Origin of the sequence: Candidatus Symbiopectobacterium sp. NZEC127 (assembly GCF_025962675.1) — a bacterium.
GTDB lineage: Bacteria > Pseudomonadota > Gammaproteobacteria > Enterobacterales > Enterobacteriaceae > Symbiopectobacterium.
Genome location: NZ_JAGFPG010000010.1, coordinates 22,589 through 39,264 on the forward strand (window position 1 = coordinate 22,589; position 16,676 = coordinate 39,264).

Sequence of the window (16,676 nt, forward strand, 5' to 3'; positions counted from 1 at the left end):
CCTTACTGCAACTGCGCTGAGCGCAACGCGCCGAGTTTATCCGGGCGAAAACCGCTCCAGTGGTCATCTTCTGTCATCACGACCGGCACCTGTTGATAACCCAATGCCCTTACCCGCTGTAACGCCTGCTCGTCTTCCGTCAGGTCGATAAGCTGATAAGCGATACCTTGTTTATCCAAAGCACGGCACGTCGCATTGCACTGAACACAGTGCGGTTTAGTGAAAATAGTAATGCGCATGATTCGTATTTACCTTTTGGGTTAAAGTCAGTATGGTGAAGCGGCCTTGTGACACCCTTCCGCTGCCGCCTTTCTGCGAAACGCGCCTCATCGATAACCGTGGCGTGTTTAAATACTAGATGTAGATGTTTTTAATTTCAACCATACAATATATGGTGTTTAGTGCGAATGGGTTCAGGTCGACACCTGAATGGGGGGAAGAGGGCTGCACTACCAAGCGGAAAACGGGGACAGCGTTGAGAATAAAAAAAATGGGCCGCTGTGGGCCCGTCGGTGCATCGTCTACAAAACCGGAAGATTCCTACCGTAGTAGATCTCTCGCATCTCATGATAGAGCAGATCGGTGATCCTTTTACGTTCGGCCGCTTGCAGATTTTCCGGCGCGGCGTTGAACAGGTAGTGCCGCAGATCGAAATCCTTGAGCAGCATTTTGGTGTGAAACATATTCTCCTGATACACATTCACATCCATCATGTGATACAGCGACTTCATATCTTCCGACATAAAGTTCTGAATGGAATTGATCTGATGGTCGATGAAATGTTTCACCCCGTTGATATCACGTGTAAAGCCGCGCACGCGGTAGTCAATGGTGACAATATCGGATTCCAACTGGTGAATCAGGTAATTCAGCGCTTTTAGTGGGGAAATCACGCCGCAGGTTGACACTTCAATGTCGGCGCGAAAGGTGCACAGGCCACCTTCGGGATGGCTTTCCGGGTAGGTATGTACACAAATATGGCTTTTGTCCAGATGCGCAACCACGGAATGGGGCAGCGGTCCGGGATGTTCGGAGTTATCGACATCGCGCGGATCCATCGGTTCCTCGCTGACCAGAATGGTCACGCTGGCGCCCTGAGGATCGTAGTCCTGCCGTGCGATGTTCAGCACATTAGCACCAATGATCGCGCAGGTTTCTGTCAGGATCTCCGTCAAACGATTGGCGTTGTACTGTTCGTCAATATAGGCGATATAGCCGTCGCGATCGTCAGCGGTTTTGGCATAGCAGATATCGTAGATACAAAAACTCAGGCTTTTGGTCAGGTTGTTAAAGCCGTGCAGTTTCAGCTTGTGCAATTTTCGTCACCCCCTTATGGCTGCAAGCGTCAGGCTAATGCATTCAGTAGATATTGTGGCAGCGCAAAGCTACCGGTATGGACTGCCGGCGTATAGTAACGGCAGGTAATGCCAGAGGCATGATAGCGTGCGGCAAGCGTCTCCTGCGCTACCTGGCGCAATGCCGGATCGTTACTGGCCCAGGCAAAGGTCATGATGCCACCGTAATAGGTGGGGATCGCCGCCTGATAGAAGGTGACATCCGAAAAGGAACGGTTAAGTAAGCGATGGCTGTTGATGGCTTCATCCTGTTGCAGGAAACAGACGCCATTTTGCGCCACAAACAGGCCGCCAGGATTCAGGCTGCGCGCACAGCCATCGTAAAACGCTGAGCTGAAAAGGCTTTCTCCGGGGCCGATGGGATCGGTGCAGTCAGAAATGATCACATCAAACCTGTCGCGGTTTTGGCTGACAAAATCAACGCCGTCGGCGATCACCAGCGTTAAACGCGGATCGTCATAAGCTCCGGCACTGTGGTTGGGAAGATACTGGCGGCAGAAACTGACCACACCCGCATCAATCTCCACCATGGTGATGTGTTCTACTTCCGGATGGCGACACACTTCGCGCAGGATGCCGCCATCGCCGCCGCCGACGATCAGCACACGCTTGGCATTGCCATGGGCCAGCAGAGGGACATGGGTCAGCATTTCATGGTAGATAAATTCGTCGCGTTCGGTGGTTTGCACCACGCCATCCAAGGCCATCACGCGCCCCAGCGCCGCATTTTCGAAGATAATCAGATCCTGATGTGCAGTTTTTTCATGAAACAGCACCCGGTCAATGGAAAAATACTGGCCGAAGCTGGCATGTAACGTTTCATGCCACATCTCTTTTCGGGACATGTCAGGGCTTCCTCTGCGATAACTGCCGTGAAAATGAGCGCGCCATCATAGCTAACTCGCTGATGGCATGCACGGCGAAATTTCAGGCAGTGCGGGAAACGTTACGCGAGCATTATTTTGCGTAAGCGAGCAGGCCGAGTGAGTTTTGTGCCAGTGATTGACACTTTTTGGGGGTCGGGATGGGGATATTACTCAGATCGCGGTAGCTATCCTCACCCAGGCGGGTCATATCAAAGTCACTGTAATTGTTGAGATTCCAACGGTTTTGTTGCGCGAAAGAGATCAGCACGCGTCGAATATGATCGTTGGGAATGTCTTGATAGCCACAGTTGTTTTTCAAATAGACGAAAATGGCCGTCAAGTCAGCGAGATCTTCTGCCTCAAATTCATTCAGTGCGTTACTGGCTGACGAAAATCCCATCAGACTCATAAGCAGCAGTGCCAGCGCAGAGCGTTTCATGATTAAACCTGTATCAACAATCGTAAAATGACGTTATCACAGATGGGGTAAGTGGGTTCAAGGTTTATTTTACGCGTTCAGGTTAGTAAAACCGGTTATTCCCTGATGTGCCACTCTGTACGCTTGAGTGCAATGGCCGGATTAAGCCCCATTTATTCCGTGTTGATAACATGACGCCGCGCGCAGCCTCTGTTATTAATAGAGGATGGTCAATAGGATTTACCGTTGCTGGTGTGATGATAGTGGGTCTCTGGCGTATCAGTTTTTGGGTGATTAACGGAGCATTTTTGCTTCCCGTGGGGATCGTCTTTGCGCTGGCATTTTGGCCCGAGGCTGGCGGCCTGCTGGCACTGTGGCAGCAGGGGATGCCGCTTTATCTGCTGCATACGACGATTCTGGTCTGTGGTGCGGTGGCGCTGAGCCTGCTGATTGGGCTGCCTGCCGCCTGGGTCATGGCCTATTACCGTTTTCCCGGCAAACGCGGTGTCGCCTGGGCCTTGTGCTTGCCGCTGGCGATGCCCGCCTTTCTGATGGCTGATTTTTATGCCGATATGCTGGGGCAACATGGTGTGCTGTGGTCCCTGTTTGATCTCCCTGCGTTCAACGAGGAAAGCGCGCACCGCCTAACGCTGTCGGGCGCTTGCGTCGCGCTGGCGCTGGCTTTTTACCCGTATGTTTATCTGCCGGTGCGTCATGCGCTGGAATCCCAACCTCCGCACTGGTTGCAGGCTGCGCAGCTACTCAAACTGACGCCGCGTCAGGTATTCTGGCGTTTATCTTTCCCGCTGGTGCGCCCGGTTATCGGGATGGGGGCCATGCTGGTGGCCGTCGAGGCCTTGAATGATTATGGTACCGCGCGCTTGCTGGCACTGCCGACGCTGACAACGCGTCTGATCGATGCTGGCGTGTTGCAAGGGGATACTCAGGCCGTCGCCCATTGGACGCTCTCTCTGTTGCCTTTCGTTGTACTGTTTACCTGGCTTGGGCTGCGCTTTGCCCGGCAGCAGCGGCAAAATACCTTTCCGGGTAGCACGGATTACGTCGCCAAGCCGGTGCTGACGGCAGGCAAAGCGCGCTTGGTCACGCTGGTATGCTGGGGGCTGGCGCTGTTGGCTTTCGGCTTGCCGCTCGGGCGTTTGCTGTATTGGCAATTAGCGAATATCAGCGACGGCTGGAACGCAACGCTGCTCGACGCGCTGTTGAACAGTCTGACCATGGCATCGCTAGCCGCTGTTATTCTGTGCCTGATGATGATCCCTTTTCTGTTGTTTATTCGTCTTGCGGGCTTGCGTGCCGGACGCGTTTCTTTCGCGCTGGCGCAGTGGGGGTATGTGTTTCCGGGGGCCGCGCTGGCGACGGGCATTGCCATTCCGCTGATTGCGCTCGATAACGGGCTCCGTTCTCTGGCGATGCTGGCGGAGATACCGTTTTCTCCCCCGCTGTTTTCCTGCGTCTGGTTGATCATGGTGCTGGTTTACTGCGCCAAATTCAGTCGTTTTGTACTGGAGCCGCTCAGTGTACGTATGGCGAGCATTCCGAGCCTGCTCGATCGGGCCAGCGAGGCTGCGGGTCTTTCGCTCTGGCAACGCGGGGTGCGCGTTTACTTCCCGTTACTGAAACCACAGGTGATGATGGGCGCGGTGATTCTGTTTTTCGAAGGCATGAAAGAGTTAAATGCCGCATTTTTGTTCCGCACGTTCGGATGGGAAACGTTGCCGACGTATGTTTTTCGTCTTGCTGCCGATAACCTGTTGCAGTGGGGTGCACTGCCTGCGCTGTGTCTCGTGGTGATTGGTGGTGTGCCGATGTTGTGGTTTCAATGGCTTTGGAAGGGAAATAATCGATGACGCCCACCACGGTTTTGGCAGTGCAAAGCGTGTCTTGTCATCTCAGGCAGCAGCCCGTACTGGACGCGGTAACCTTTTCAGTGCGCGAGCAGGAACTGATTTGCGTATTGGGTCCGCACGACAGCGGAAAGACCACGCTGTTGCAAGCGATCGCTGGCTTGTTGCCGGTGAGCAAAGGGGAGATCGCGCTTGTCGGTGAGCGCATGAGCACCCCGATGGTCTCTGTTCCTGCACATCAGCGTCCTGTTGGGCTGGTGTTTCAAGACTATGCTCTGTTTCCGCATCTGACCGCGCAGGAGAATCTGGCCTTTGCCTGCCCGGTGCCCATTACGCCAGCACATAAAGATGCGGTGCAGGAGATGCTGATGCTGTTGGGATTGACCGAGTGCGCGGCGCGCTATCCTCGCGATCTCTCTGCCGAGCAGCAGCTGCGCGTGGCGTTGGGGCGCGCGTTATTGTGTAAGCCGCGCCTGTTGCTGCTGGATGCGCCGTTCCCTGCGATGGATAGCCAGCAGCGCGATCGGCTGATTGCGGAAATTCGCGATTTGCTCAAACAGCGCCAGATTGCCGCCATTCTGGCGACGGTCAGTCGCGAAGAAGCGTTTGCCTGGTCAGATCATGTGGTGTTATTGCATGAAGGCAAGGTGATACAACAAGGCAATCCTTACGAACTCTATTACCGACCGGTGCAGCGCGTGGTGGCTGATTTTCTGGGTAACACCAACTATCTGCCGATCACCGTGCTGAGCGAACATCAGTGGCAAAGTCCGATGGGGGATTTTCATGCCAACTATCCGCTGGGTTTCCCGACTGGCAGCCAGTGCGACTGGTTGGTGCGACCGCAAGAAATTGCGCTGGCGCTCGATCCGGATGGCGCAGCGCTGATTGAAGATCGCGTGTTTCTGGGAACCTCAAACGTCTACAGGGTTCGGCTGGCGGAACGCGTGCTTACGGTGCAAACCAGCAACTGGTTTGAACCGGGGCAGCAGGTCAGGATCAGTATCCGACCGGATCAGCCGATCCTGTATCCTGCCTTGCCGCCTGAGCCCGTTGCTGAAGAGAACGCGCCCTGAGGGGCTATTTGTCGGTTTTTTTTACCTCAGAAGGCGGTGCCGGCAGTTCGCGAATCATCACCCTCACTTCATAGTTTTTGTTCTCCGCCTGCGGGGCGTTGGCAATCAGTTTGTTGAGCGCTTCCGCGGGCTGGTGGGTTTGCATCGAGGCCTGGTAAAGCGGCGGTGTGGGAGGTGGGGGAAGCTCGCCTTTGGCAAAGGGCGGGGCATCCATCGGCTGTGGCCGCGGTGTGTCTGGCGCTGCCTGCGCTATCCAGGATATCCCTAACAGCAGGGCAAAAAAAAGAGCAGGGTGCGGATGTGTGATGTTCATAAAGACCTTTCTCGCTGGCTGAATTCAGGCCCTATCAAAGCCGCTCTGGCAGGGGGGCGCAATGCGTTTTACCCAGTTTTATGCTGCGATAACGCTTCACTTACACTCCTGTCATTTTGCGATCGTCTGGCGATTAACGGCACATAAGCCTTTCCCTGTATCATTGAGAACCCTGTCCTGTGGCGTTATACTGCGCGCCTCAACGAGACCGTAAACAGGCTGCGAAAAAGCGGCGTAGTGCTTGCGTAGTGCTGTGGTGTCGCCCTTTTTAAAAACGAGTGATGTGTATGATGAAACATACTGTGGACGTCATGATTGCCGAGGCAGACGTTCGCGCGCGCGTGAGCGCATTGGGCCAGGAAATCAGCCAGCACTATCGTGGCAGTGACAGCGATCTGGTGCTGGTCGGGCTGCTGCGCGGTTCGTTTATTTTCATGGCCGATTTGTGCCGCGCGATCGATGTCTCCCACGAAGTGGACTTCATGACGGCGTCCAGCTACGGCAGCGGTACCAGCTCCACGCGAGACGTCAAGATCCTCAAAGATCTGGATGAAGATATTCGCGGTAAACATGTGCTTATCGTGGAAGACATCATTGATTCCGGTAACACCCTGAGCAAAGTGCGCGAAATTCTACGCCTGCGTGAGCCCGCGTCGCTGGCTATCTGCACGCTGCTGGATAAGCCGGAGCGTCGGGAAGTCGAAGTGAAAGTTGAGTGGGTTGGTTTCTCTATTCCTGACGAATTTGTGGTGGGATACGGTATCGACTACGCCCAGCACTATCGGCATTTGCCTTATGTTGGCAAAGTGATTCCGCAGGAATAAGTCGTCGCGTCAGATGCAGGGGCACAAAACGTGCCCCTGTAAAATCAGATCAGGGAAGAGATGGCGCGGCGATAGCGCTGTTCCAACGTTTCGCGGCTGGTGGCGGTAACCTCCAGATCGCTTAACAAACCGTCCTTGATGCCATACACCCAACCGTGAATCGTGACCTTTTGGCCGCGTTTCCAGGCGGATTGCATGATGGTGGAGTGGCCCAGGTTGTAGACTTGTTCTACGACATTGATTTCACACAGTTTGTTAAAGCGCTCTTCGGGCGGCAATTCTCCCAGCAGCGAGCTATGCTTGTACCACAAATCACGGATGTGCAGCAGCCAGTTGTTGATAAGCCCCAATTCAGGGTTTTCTACCGCCGCTTGCACGCCACCGCAACCGTAATGCCCGCAAATGATGATGTGTTCGACTTCGAGCACTTCAACGGCATACTGCACCACGGAAAGACAGTTTAAATCGGTATGGATAACCAGGTTTGCCACATTGCGGTGAACGAACAGTTCGCCGGGCGCAAGGCTGGTCAAACTTTCAGCCGGGACGCGACTGTCAGAGCAGCCAATCCACAAAAAACGGGGTTTTTGCGCCAACGCCAGACGTTCAAAGTAACCCGGATCTTCTTCAACCATGGTGTCTGACCAGCGCTGGTTGTTGGCGATGAGCGTTTCAATATCTTTCATGAAAGTAAATGGCCTGTGACAAAAAAAGGGCAGTGAAAGGTAATATAAGGCAAGCGTGAATGTTTTAAAATCGAAACTGAGTCACTCATTGATAATAGGGCTAGTTAACTTGTTATGACATATGCACTTGAACTGGAGAAACTGACCAAAACGTACCCAGGGGGCGTCAAGGCAGTGCGCGGTATCGATCTGCGCGTGGAGGCCGGGGATTTTTATGCGCTGCTGGGACCGAACGGCGCAGGAAAATCGACCACCATTGGCATCATCAGCTCACTGGTAAACAAATCTTCCGGTAAGGTGCGCGTTTTCGGCTACGATTTGGATCGCGACATCGTTAACGCCAAGCGCCAACTCGGGCTGGTGCCTCAAGAGTTTAACTTCAACCCGTTTGAAACGGTGCTGCAAATCGTTACCCATCAGGCGGGATACTATGGCGTATCGCGTCAGGACGCCCTGCAACGGGCGGAAAAATACCTCAAGCAGCTCGATCTGTGGGAAAAGCGCCAAGAAAAAGCACGCATGCTTTCCGGCGGTATGAAGCGCCGTTTGATGATTGCGCGCGCCTTGATGCACGAGCCCAAGCTGTTGATCCTCGATGAGCCGACCGCCGGGGTGGATATTGAACTGCGTCGTTCCATGTGGGGGTTTCTCAAGGCGCTGAACGCGCAGGGCACCACCATCATTCTCACCACGCACTACCTGGAAGAAGCGGAAATGCTGTGCCGCAATATCGGCATTATTCAGAATGGTGAACTGGTGGAAAACACCTCGATGAAGGCGTTGCTTGCCAACGTGCAATCGGAAACCTTTATCTTTGATTTAGCGCCGAAAAGCCCGCTGCCCAAGCTGGAGGGGTATGCCCACCGTCTGACGGATACCTCAACGCTGGAAGTGGACGTGATGCGTGAGCAGGGACTCAATAGTGTTTTCAGCCAACTAAGCACGCAAGGGATTCAAATATTGAGTATGCGTAACAAGGCGAACCGTCTGGAAGAGCTGTTCGTCTCCATGGTTAACGGTGAAAAGATGAAGCGAGTGAAGGCCAGCGGGGAGGCAAAAAAAGCATGACGCAGTTATATTGGGTCGCCCTGAAAAGTATCTGGACCAAAGAGATCAACCGCTTCAGCCGCATCTGGATACAAACGCTGGTGCCGCCAGTGATCACCATGACGCTCTATTTCATCATCTTCGGTAGCCTGATTGGCTCCCGCATCGGTGAAATGCACGGTTTCGACTACATGCAGTTTATCGTTCCTGGGCTCATCATGATGTCGGTGATCACCAACGCCTATGCTAACGTCGCGGCGTCTTTCTTCAGCGCCAAATTTCAGCGCAATATTGAAGAGCTGCTGGTTGCACCCGTTCCGACATACATCATTATTGCCGGCTACGTGGGGGGCGGGGTAGCCCGCGGCGTGTGTGTGGGCGTGCTGGTTACCGCGGTGTCGCTGTTTTTTGTTCCGCTGCATGTGCACGCCTGGTGGGTAGTGGTGGTTACGCTGCTGCTGACGGCAGTACTGTTCTCACTGGCCGGCTTGCTGAATGCGGTATTTGCCAAAACCTTTGATGACATCAGCCTTATCCCGACGTTTGTGCTGACGCCGTTAACCTACCTTGGCGGCGTGTTTTATTCATTGACGCTGCTGCCGCCATTCTGGCAAGCGGTGTCCAAGCTCAATCCCGTGGTGTACATGATAAGCGGCTTCCGCTACGGCTTTCTCGGCATTCAGGATGTACCGCTGGTCTTCACCATGACGGTGTTGCTGGTGTTTATTCTGGTGTTTTACGTGCTGGCGTGGTGGCTGATTGAACGCGGGCGCGGTCTGCGCAGTTGAGAGAAAAACGGCAGACTGCTGATAAAGTCCGTTGTTAGGCGAAGTACGGCGATGGGGTCGTAGCGGCGTAAGCCGCCGGAGCGCCCCTCGTCGTGATTCGCTGGGAAACACGGACGCGTCGAAATGGGTTTGTCAGCAACATACGGGGCCATCATGGCCCCGTTGCTGTTAGGCGACCTGAACCGGAATCGCCTTCGCCTGGCGTGACATCATGTTATCACCGGAGAAATAGGCGACTTTCGGGTGATGCGTGCGCGCCTCTTCGTCTGACATCTGTACATAGGAGCAGATAATCAGTTTGTCGCCGACGCAGGCGCAGCGTGCCGCCGCACCGTTGACAGAAATAATGCGTGATCCTCTTTCTGCCGCAATGGCATAGGTAGAGAAACGCGCCCCGTTATCCACGTTGTAGATATCGATGGCTTCATATTCCAGAATGCCCGCCGCATCCATGAAATCCTGATCGATGGCGCAAGAGCCTTCATAGTGCAGATCTGCCTGGGTGACTTTTACCCGGTGCAGCTTACCTTGTAGCATGGTGCGTATCACTGTCGGTTACCTCGGTTTATGTCTGTCATGCCAGTCAGTCGACCAGAACGACCTGCTGATTATCAATCAAACGGGCCTTACCCAGCCAGGCTGCCATCAATACCACCGCGCGCGTGCTAGCCACGGTCAGTGCTTGCAGCGTATCCGCGTCGCGAATATAGAGCTCATCGGGCGTGAACCCGGCTTCGCGCAATGCTTCTGCGGCACTGGTTACTATTTCCTCAAGCTGGCGATCGCCGTTGCTGAGTTTATCTACCATCTGATCCATGATGCGTTTAAGCGCGGGCGCAGACTGGCGCTCTTCCGGGCTAAGATAACCGTTGCGCGAGCTGAGTGCCAGCCCGTCCGGTGCACGGACAATCGGCACACCGACGATATCAATGTCGTAGCCCATATCGCGCACCATTTGGCGAATCAGCGCTAACTGTTGGTAATCCTTTTCACCAAAGCAGGCGATATCGGGTTGTACCATGTTAAACAGCTTGCTGACAATGGTTGCCACACCGCGAAAATGGCCCGGACGGCTGGCACCTTCCAGCATGGCAGACAGTCCCGGCACCTCGACAAACGTTTGCTGACCCAGTCCATGGGGATAGACTGTCTCAGGCGAGGGGGAAAACACCAGATCCACATTACGCCGGGTTAACTTCTCGCAATCCTCTTGCAAGGTGCGTGGATAACGTTTCAGATCGTCAGGCTTATCGAACTGCATCGGGTTGACGAAAATGGAGACGATAACAATATCGGCGCGTGCCCGCGCCTCGTCTACCAGCGTCATGTGTCCGTCATGCAGATTGCCCATGGTGGGCACCAATGCAATGCGTTTCCCCTCTTGACGCCAGCGGCGAATCTCACGGCGTAATAGCAAAGGGGTTTCAAGAATCAACACGGTCTTGCTCCTTTGTACCCGTCATACTTCAAGTTGCAGATGCGTTGGCTGCGTTCACTCACCCGAATCACTTACCTGAGTAAGCTCATCGGGATTCCTTCACTTGCCGCCTTCCTGCAACTCGAATTATTTAGGGTAATGTTCATTATATTTTCAATATCTGCTGTGGCAGCGAAAACGCTAATTTAACGGAACGAATGTTCCTCGGCAGGGTAGAGTCCCTGCTCAACTTCCTGCACATAAAGACGCGCGGCGGCGGGGATGTCGGCGCTCTGTGCCAAAAAGTTTTTGGCAAATTTTGGGGTGTTCTCGCCGGTAATGCCGAACGCATCGTGCATCACCAGAATTTGACCATCGGTGACATTGCCCGCACCGATGCCGATAACCGGAATCGACAATGCCTCGGTGACACGCTGTGCCAGCGGCACGGGTACGCATTCCAGTACCAGTAACTGAGCACCCGCAGCCTCCAGCGATAATGCGTCATCCAGTAATTGCGCCGCCGCAGCCTCATCGCGTCCCTGCACCTTATAGCCGCCGAAAATATTCACCGACTGCGGCGTCAAGCCCAGATGGCCGCATACCGGTACCGCGCGCTCGGTCAGCATCTTCACCGTGGGAGCCAGCCATTGGCCGCCTTCCAGTTTCACCATGTTGGCACCGGCGCGCATCACTTCCGCCGCGTTAGTAAACGTTTGCTCTGGCGTGGTGTAAGCCATAAACGGCAGGTCGGCAAGCAGCAGACAGAGCGGTGCACCGCGCCGTACACAGCGGGTATGATAGGCAATGTCACTGACGGTGACTGGCAGCGTGGAATCGTGGCCTTGTAACGTCATGCCCAGCGAATCACCCACCAGCATCACGCGAATGCCATTTTCGTAGAATAAGCGGGCAAAACTGGCGTCATAGGCGGTAATGGTCGCGAATTTACGCTTCTCCTGCTTACATTTGCGAAGGTAGGTCAGGGTTGTCGGTTTCATAGGCAGCCTCCCAGAATCAAAAAGTCAGGAGAGCATCTTAAAGGAAGCCTGCCTTAAGGCATAGCCGTTGAAGGGGGAAATGTAACGTCGGTGATGTTAGCCTTGCTGATCCCACAGCGTCATGCCGTTGCGCGGCACGACGGACAGGCGTAATGCCAGCGCTTCACCGTCAGGAAAGTGCAAGTCCGGGGCGATATCGGCCAGCGGATACAGCATGAATTCCCGGTTTTTCATGTCGTAGTGAGGCACGGTTAACCGCGCGGTGTGGAGGGTTTCATTGCCATACAGCAGAATATCCAGATCCAGCGTGCGCGGCCCCCAGCGGTGTGCTTTACGCTCGCGCCCATGTTGCTGCTCAATGGCTTGGGTGTGATCGAGCAGAATTTCCGGCGCGAGCGTGGTGTCCAATGCCACCACCGCATTGAGATAGTCGGGCTGATCTTGCGGGCCCAATGGGCGGCTGCGATAAAACGGTGAACAGCACAGTACGCGGGTGTGCGGCACGGCATCCAGCGCCGTTAGCGCAGAGTTAACCTGTTGCAGCGGGTGCGCCAGGTTGCTACCCAGCGCCAGATAAACGCGTGTCACGAGGTTCTTTCTCTGCGCGGCGCGCTTGGCTTACGGCGGCGGGAGTGGCGATGCGCCGTAGGCCCGTCATCCAGCGTGCTGAGCATGGCTTGCTGGCGCGGCACCGTGGCGACCTGAAATTCTCCCCACCATTGAGAGAGACGTTGCAACTCTGGCTGACGCTCTATTTCGGCGCGCAGGCTCAACAAATCGTAGGCAGCCCGGAATTTCGGGTGTTCCATCAGCTTGTAAGCGCGTTTGCCCTGACGCCGTGACAGGCGCAGTTGCAACTGCCAGATATCACGCACTAACGAGGTGATGCGTTTGGGAATGGCAAGGGAGCGGCACTGTTCGTCCAGAATGTCGTTCATGGCAAGGGCGAAGGAGTCGAAGTAGGTTAATCCACTCTCCTGTGCCAGTTTCTGCGCATGCTCGATCAACGGATACCACAGCATGGCAGCAAACAGAAACGCCGGGTTAACGCGCATATCATTTTGCAGCCGCTGGTCGGTGTTCTTTAACACCAGCGCCACCATGTTTTCCAGATGGCTATCGCCGTTAGGCGTAAAGTAGCGGCTGATCAACGGGAACAGCGGCTGAAACAGTTGATATTCGCACAGCAGGCGGTAAGTCGGGTAACCGTAGCCCGCTTGCAACAGCTTCAGCGATTCCTCAAACATACGTGCAGCGGGAATATCGTGCAGCAATGCCGCCAGACGTGGAATCGGCTCGGCGGTTTCCGGGCTGATGGTCATGTTCAGCTTGGCGGCGAAACGCACAGCACGCAGCATGCGTACCGGATCTTCCCGATAACGGGTTTCCGGATCGCCAATCAACCGAATCACACCCTGATGCAGATCGTTTAACCCGCCAGTGTAATCACGTACGCTGAAATCGGCGACGCTGTAATAGAGGCTGTTAATGGAGAAATCGCGGCGTTGCGCATCTTCTTCAATGCTGCCGAAAATATTATCGCGCAACAGCATGCCACTCTGTGCCTGCTGAGACGTGGTTTTTAGCTGCTGCTCCTGATGTTGCTCGTGATGACCGCGAAAGGTCGCGACTTCGATCACTTCAGGGCCAAACATCACGTGAGCGAGGCGGAAGCGGCGGCCAACCAGGCGGCAATTGCGAAATAGTTTACGCACCTGCTCCGGCGTCGCATTGGTAGTGATATCGAAATCTTTCGGCTTTTTCCCCAGCAGCAGATCTCTGACGCCGCCGCCAACCAGATAGGCTTCATAGCCCGACTTGTTCAGGCGATAGAGTACCTTCAGCGCATTTTCGCTGATATCACTGCGCGAAAGGGTATGCTGGTCGCGCGGAATCACGGTCATGGCCTGACGCACGGGCTCCGCGGTGGCCACGTCATTGTCGCGGCTGAGTACCTTACGACAGAAATTAGCGACTCGGGTAAAGATGGTACACCTCGATAGTGATGAAAAAATAACGGCACAACAAAAAATAGCGGCTAATCATAGCTCACCGCGCCACCTTTGAGAATGCCGATGTTGCCTTAGCCACATCGGATGCCCCGATTAACGGAACCGACGCGAGTGACCAACGGCTAACGGCCCACTGTAAAAGCGCAGGCAACGCCATATCCTGCCAGTGCTCCGGCACCGGTTGGTTAAGAAAACGCAGCGCGCTCAACAGCACCGGACGCGGATCGCCATCCGGTAGCGCTGGCGCGTGGTTCTGCTTGGAAAGCTTATTGCCCTGCGCGTTGAGCGCCAGCGGTAAGTGGATGTAATCCGGCACCGGATAGTGTAGCTGATGATAGAGCGCAATCTGTCGGACGGTGGGGGCTATCAGATCGGCGCCGCGCACAATTTCTGTTACCCCTTGATCGTGGTCATCCACCACAACGGCAAGATTATAGGCGAATAATCCATCGCGGCGATGAATGATGAAATCTTCCTGCGCCAGCGCCGGGTCGGCATATAACTCTCCGCGCAGTCTGTCGTGAAAGTGCAGCACCGGGTTGTCTTGTCGCAAACGCAGCGCGGCGTCGGTTGGCCCCAGTTGGCGCGTACGGCAATGGCCGTCATACTGCCCACCCAGCAAATGAATGCGCTGGCGCGTGCAATCGCAGTAATAGCACAGATGGCGGGCTTTCAGCGCGTCCAGCACCTCCAGATAGCGGGCATGCCGTTGGGATTGATAAAGCACCGGGCCATCCCACAGCAACCCATAGTGTTCCAACTGTGAAAGAATGCGGCTTGCCGCGCCGGCGACTTCGCGCGGCGGATCGATGTCTTCGATGCGCACCAGCCAGCGGCCACGATGAGCACGTGCCTGCAAATAGCTGCCTAATGCTGCGATCAGGGAACCAAAATGAAGATCGCCGGAAGGCGATGGGGCAAAGCGGCCGGTATAACGATGGGTATCAGGCATACGGGTGAACAAAGCCAGCACGTCACTCCCGCATTCGGTGCCGGGAGATGACGCTACGGCAAAAACGTAAAGCGGAACAGCTTTTCCGCCCTACTGTGGGATTTATCCCGCCATCTGTTTCTCGCGGATTTCCGCCAGCGTTTTGCAGTCAATGCATAAATCGGCGGTGGGTCGCGCTTCCAGGCGGCGGATACCAATTTCAACACCACAAGAATCACAGTAGCCGAAGTCCTCGTCTTCGATTTTCTGTAGTGTTTTGGAAATCTTTTTGATCAACTTGCGTTCCCGATCGCGGTTACGCAGTTCCAGACTGAACTCTTCTTCCTGTGCGGCGCGATCGACCGGATCCGGGAAGTTGGCTGCTTCATCGCGCATATGGGAAACGGTGCGATCCACTTCATCCCTGAGTTGATTGCGCCATGCTTCAAGAATACGCTTGAAATGAGCCAATTGGGCGTCGTTCATGTACTCTTCGCCCGGCTTTTCCTGGTACGGCTCCACTCCGGCAATTGCGAGAATGCTCAGAGAAGATGTCTTACGGTTTTGCTCTTCTTGCATGTTGCTTCTCCTACATAACACGACACGCACTATCGATCCCTAAGGGGGAGAAAAACAGGCCGCTATAAATAGCAGATGGAACTGGGGTTGGCAATAATTCCTGTCACAGGCCTGATAACGTGTCAGGAACCTCGTCGTCACATCCGATAATAAACAACAGGTAAAGCCTCCTGCCGCTTCTATCGCGTTACGGTTAACGGCAACGGGTACGTGAGCGTAATACCGTCAGGGCATAATGTGGTGGCATAGCAAAAAATTTCAACCCCCTTTTGCCGCGCTTCGCAAAATAATTCTGCATAGCGGGCATCGATGTGGTGCGCAGGCGCGACCTCGGCAATGCCAGAGTGCAGGACCGCGAAAAACAGCACCGCACGTTCGCCGTTTTCGGCCACCTGCATCAATTCGCGCAGGTGCTTTTGTCCGCGCTGTGTCACGGCGTCGGGAAAAAATCCCTGGTGAGGCGACAAATGCAACGGCGTTTGTTGCAATAATGTAACTGACTTCACCTCAATATAGCAGTTAATCCGCCCAGGTGCCTGTAACAGCAGGTCAATGCGGCTGTTCTCCGTGCCGTACTTCACTTCGGGGGTGATTTGGCTGTAACCGGCCAACTCAGGAATGCGTTGTGCCAGCAGCGCTTCATGCACCAGATGATTGGCGCGCAGCGTATTGACACCAATCCAGTGCCCCTGCGCCGTTTCCGTCAGTTCCCAACTGTGTGCGTATTTCCGCTTGGGATTATCCGAGGTGGAGTACCACACCGTATCGCCCGGCGTGGCGCACCCGGTCATCGCACCGGTGTTGGCACAGTGCAGCGTAAAGGTTTCTCCTTCGGGCGTAACCACATCAGCAAGGAAACGTTTGTAACGCTTAATCAACCGTGCCGGTTTGAGCGGCGGTGTAAAGTTCATCGGGCTATCCTGCGTTGTGCTGGGCTAACGACCATTCTGCTAACTGTTGATAGCAGGTTTTTCCCTGCTCCCAGCGAGATTCATACAAGGCAAAGCGCTCGGCAGACAGCGTCCAGTCAAAATGGGCGGGGGGAAGCGCCACGGGGCGCGTGGCACCGCGCAACAATGTGATATGCGGGTGAAAGGGTTGCGGGCTTTGGTAGCAACCGCTGCGTGCCGCTTGCGATCGTAGCAGTGCGGCCAATTGCAGCAGGCCGCGCGGTGCCTGACGGCAGCCCAGCCATACCACGCCGGGACGTGGCCACTGACCTGCATCATTAAGATGCAACTGAAACGCAGGCTGGCGGATCCTGTCGGCCAGCAGCCGAAGGGCGCGCTCTTTTTGCTCACTCACCTCACCCAAAAAGGCCAGCGTCAAATGCATATTGGCGGCAGCGACCGGGCGTCCCGCCTCTGGGGTAAAGTGCTGCGCACGCCACTGAACCAGCGTTTGCGCCAGCGAATCAGGCAAGGACAAGGCAAAAAACAGGCGACGTGTGGTTAGCATGGCTCTCTCTCTACGCAGATAACCGAGGATGCTACAATGC

General features: G+C 54.9%; 20 protein-coding genes. 5 read left to right on the forward strand and 15 right to left on the reverse strand.

Going from position 1 to position 16,676, the window contains the following annotated elements; translation table 11 throughout:
- Positions 1-2: 2 nt before the first annotated feature.
- The 4 genes from nrdH to J5069_RS22835 all read right to left on the reverse strand — a co-directional run bounded on the left by nrdH (position 3) and on the right by J5069_RS22835 (position 2,660).
- A complete protein-coding gene (gene nrdH / locus J5069_RS22820; protein WP_196905655.1) occupies positions 3-239 on the reverse strand; it encodes a glutaredoxin-like protein NrdH in 237 nt (78 codons plus the stop codon).
- A 282-nt stretch (positions 240-521) separates the two neighbouring features.
- The gene (gene speD / locus J5069_RS22825) at positions 522-1,316 is read right to left on the reverse strand and encodes an adenosylmethionine decarboxylase (RefSeq protein WP_264645988.1); all 795 of its coding nucleotides are present in this window, start codon (positions 1,314-1,316) and stop codon (positions 522-524) included.
- Between the two features lie 29 nt (positions 1,317-1,345).
- On the reverse strand, positions 1,346-2,200 hold the full coding sequence (gene speE / locus J5069_RS22830) for a polyamine aminopropyltransferase (protein ID WP_264645989.1): 855 nt from the start codon (positions 2,198-2,200) through the stop codon (positions 1,346-1,348).
- Between the two features lie 112 nt (positions 2,201-2,312).
- On the reverse strand, positions 2,313-2,660 hold the full coding sequence (locus J5069_RS22835; protein ID WP_264645990.1) for a YacC family pilotin-like protein: 348 nt from the start codon (positions 2,658-2,660) through the stop codon (positions 2,313-2,315).
- Positions 2,661-2,902: 242 nt separating this feature from the next.
- On the opposite strand from J5069_RS22835, the gene J5069_RS22840 reads away from it, so the two are divergent.
- Both J5069_RS22840 and J5069_RS22845 read left to right on the forward strand, forming a co-directional pair.
- Entirely contained in the window at positions 2,903-4,507 is a 1,605-nt protein-coding gene (locus tag J5069_RS22840; protein ID WP_264645991.1) for an ABC transporter permease, read from the forward strand.
- The gene (locus J5069_RS22845) at positions 4,504-5,580 is read left to right on the forward strand and encodes an ABC transporter ATP-binding protein (protein ID WP_264645992.1); all 1,077 of its coding nucleotides are present in this window, start codon (positions 4,504-4,506) and stop codon (positions 5,578-5,580) included. The genes J5069_RS22840 and J5069_RS22845 overlap by 4 nt, the downstream gene beginning before the upstream one ends.
- Before the next feature lie 4 nt (positions 5,581-5,584).
- Here J5069_RS22845 and J5069_RS22850 read toward each other — a convergent pair whose 3' ends face one another.
- Complete coding sequence (locus tag J5069_RS22850; protein ID WP_264645993.1) at positions 5,585-5,893, reverse strand: hypothetical protein; 309 nt, start codon at positions 5,891-5,893, stop codon at positions 5,585-5,587.
- A gap of 287 nt (positions 5,894-6,180) precedes the next feature.
- Between J5069_RS22850 and hpt the strand changes: the two genes are divergently transcribed.
- Positions 6,181-6,717: a hypoxanthine phosphoribosyltransferase gene (hpt, locus tag J5069_RS22855; protein WP_264645994.1), complete on the forward strand. Its 537-nt coding sequence runs from the start codon at positions 6,181-6,183 to the stop codon at positions 6,715-6,717.
- 44 nt (positions 6,718-6,761) lie between these two features.
- Here hpt and can read toward each other — a convergent pair whose 3' ends face one another.
- Positions 6,762-7,403 (reverse strand): carbonate dehydratase, encoded by a 642-nt coding sequence (gene can, locus J5069_RS22860; RefSeq protein ID WP_264645995.1) that lies wholly within the window; start codon positions 7,401-7,403, stop codon positions 6,762-6,764.
- 114 nt (positions 7,404-7,517) lie between these two features.
- Between can and J5069_RS22865 the strand changes: the two genes are divergently transcribed.
- Both J5069_RS22865 and J5069_RS22870 read left to right on the forward strand, forming a co-directional pair.
- The gene (locus tag J5069_RS22865; protein WP_264645996.1) at positions 7,518-8,471 is read left to right on the forward strand and encodes an ABC transporter ATP-binding protein; all 954 of its coding nucleotides are present in this window, start codon (positions 7,518-7,520) and stop codon (positions 8,469-8,471) included.
- Complete coding sequence (locus J5069_RS22870; RefSeq protein ID WP_264645997.1) at positions 8,468-9,238, forward strand: ABC transporter permease; 771 nt, start codon at positions 8,468-8,470, stop codon at positions 9,236-9,238. Before J5069_RS22865 ends, J5069_RS22870 begins: the two co-directional genes overlap by 4 nt.
- Positions 9,239-9,406: 168 nt before the next feature.
- Here J5069_RS22870 and panD read toward each other — a convergent pair whose 3' ends face one another.
- The 9 genes from panD to thpR all read right to left on the reverse strand — a co-directional run bounded on the left by panD (position 9,407) and on the right by thpR (position 16,636).
- Positions 9,407-9,787, reverse strand: a complete 381-nt coding sequence (panD, locus tag J5069_RS22875; protein ID WP_264645998.1) for an aspartate 1-decarboxylase — start codon at positions 9,785-9,787, stop codon at positions 9,407-9,409.
- 34 nt (positions 9,788-9,821) lie between these two features.
- Entirely contained in the window at positions 9,822-10,676 is an 855-nt protein-coding gene (panC, locus tag J5069_RS22880; RefSeq protein WP_264645999.1) for a pantoate--beta-alanine ligase, read from the reverse strand.
- Between the two features lie 185 nt (positions 10,677-10,861).
- Positions 10,862-11,656 carry a 3-methyl-2-oxobutanoate hydroxymethyltransferase gene (gene panB, locus J5069_RS22885; protein WP_264646000.1) on the reverse strand — a complete coding sequence of 265 codons (795 nt, stop codon included), beginning with the start codon at positions 11,654-11,656 and terminating at the stop codon, positions 10,862-10,864.
- Between the two features lie 96 nt (positions 11,657-11,752).
- A complete protein-coding gene (gene folK / locus J5069_RS22890) occupies positions 11,753-12,244 on the reverse strand; it encodes a 2-amino-4-hydroxy-6-hydroxymethyldihydropteridine diphosphokinase (protein WP_264646001.1) in 492 nt (163 codons plus the stop codon).
- On the reverse strand, positions 12,241-13,644 hold the full coding sequence (gene pcnB, locus J5069_RS22895; RefSeq protein WP_264646048.1) for a polynucleotide adenylyltransferase PcnB: 1,404 nt from the start codon (positions 13,642-13,644) through the stop codon (positions 12,241-12,243). The genes folK and pcnB overlap by 4 nt, the downstream gene beginning before the upstream one ends.
- 61 nt (positions 13,645-13,705) lie before the next feature.
- Positions 13,706-14,620: a tRNA glutamyl-Q(34) synthetase GluQRS gene (gene gluQRS, locus J5069_RS22900; protein ID WP_264646049.1), complete on the reverse strand. Its 915-nt coding sequence runs from the start codon at positions 14,618-14,620 to the stop codon at positions 13,706-13,708.
- Between the two features lie 102 nt (positions 14,621-14,722).
- Complete coding sequence (gene dksA / locus J5069_RS22905) at positions 14,723-15,178, reverse strand: RNA polymerase-binding protein DksA (protein ID WP_196905643.1); 456 nt, start codon at positions 15,176-15,178, stop codon at positions 14,723-14,725.
- 179 nt (positions 15,179-15,357) lie between these two features.
- Complete coding sequence (sfsA, locus tag J5069_RS22910; RefSeq protein ID WP_264646002.1) at positions 15,358-16,089, reverse strand: DNA/RNA nuclease SfsA; 732 nt, start codon at positions 16,087-16,089, stop codon at positions 15,358-15,360.
- Between the two features lie 4 nt (positions 16,090-16,093).
- The gene (gene thpR, locus J5069_RS22915; RefSeq protein WP_264646003.1) at positions 16,094-16,636 is read right to left on the reverse strand and encodes an RNA 2',3'-cyclic phosphodiesterase; all 543 of its coding nucleotides are present in this window, start codon (positions 16,634-16,636) and stop codon (positions 16,094-16,096) included.
- Positions 16,637-16,676 lie beyond the last annotated feature (40 nt).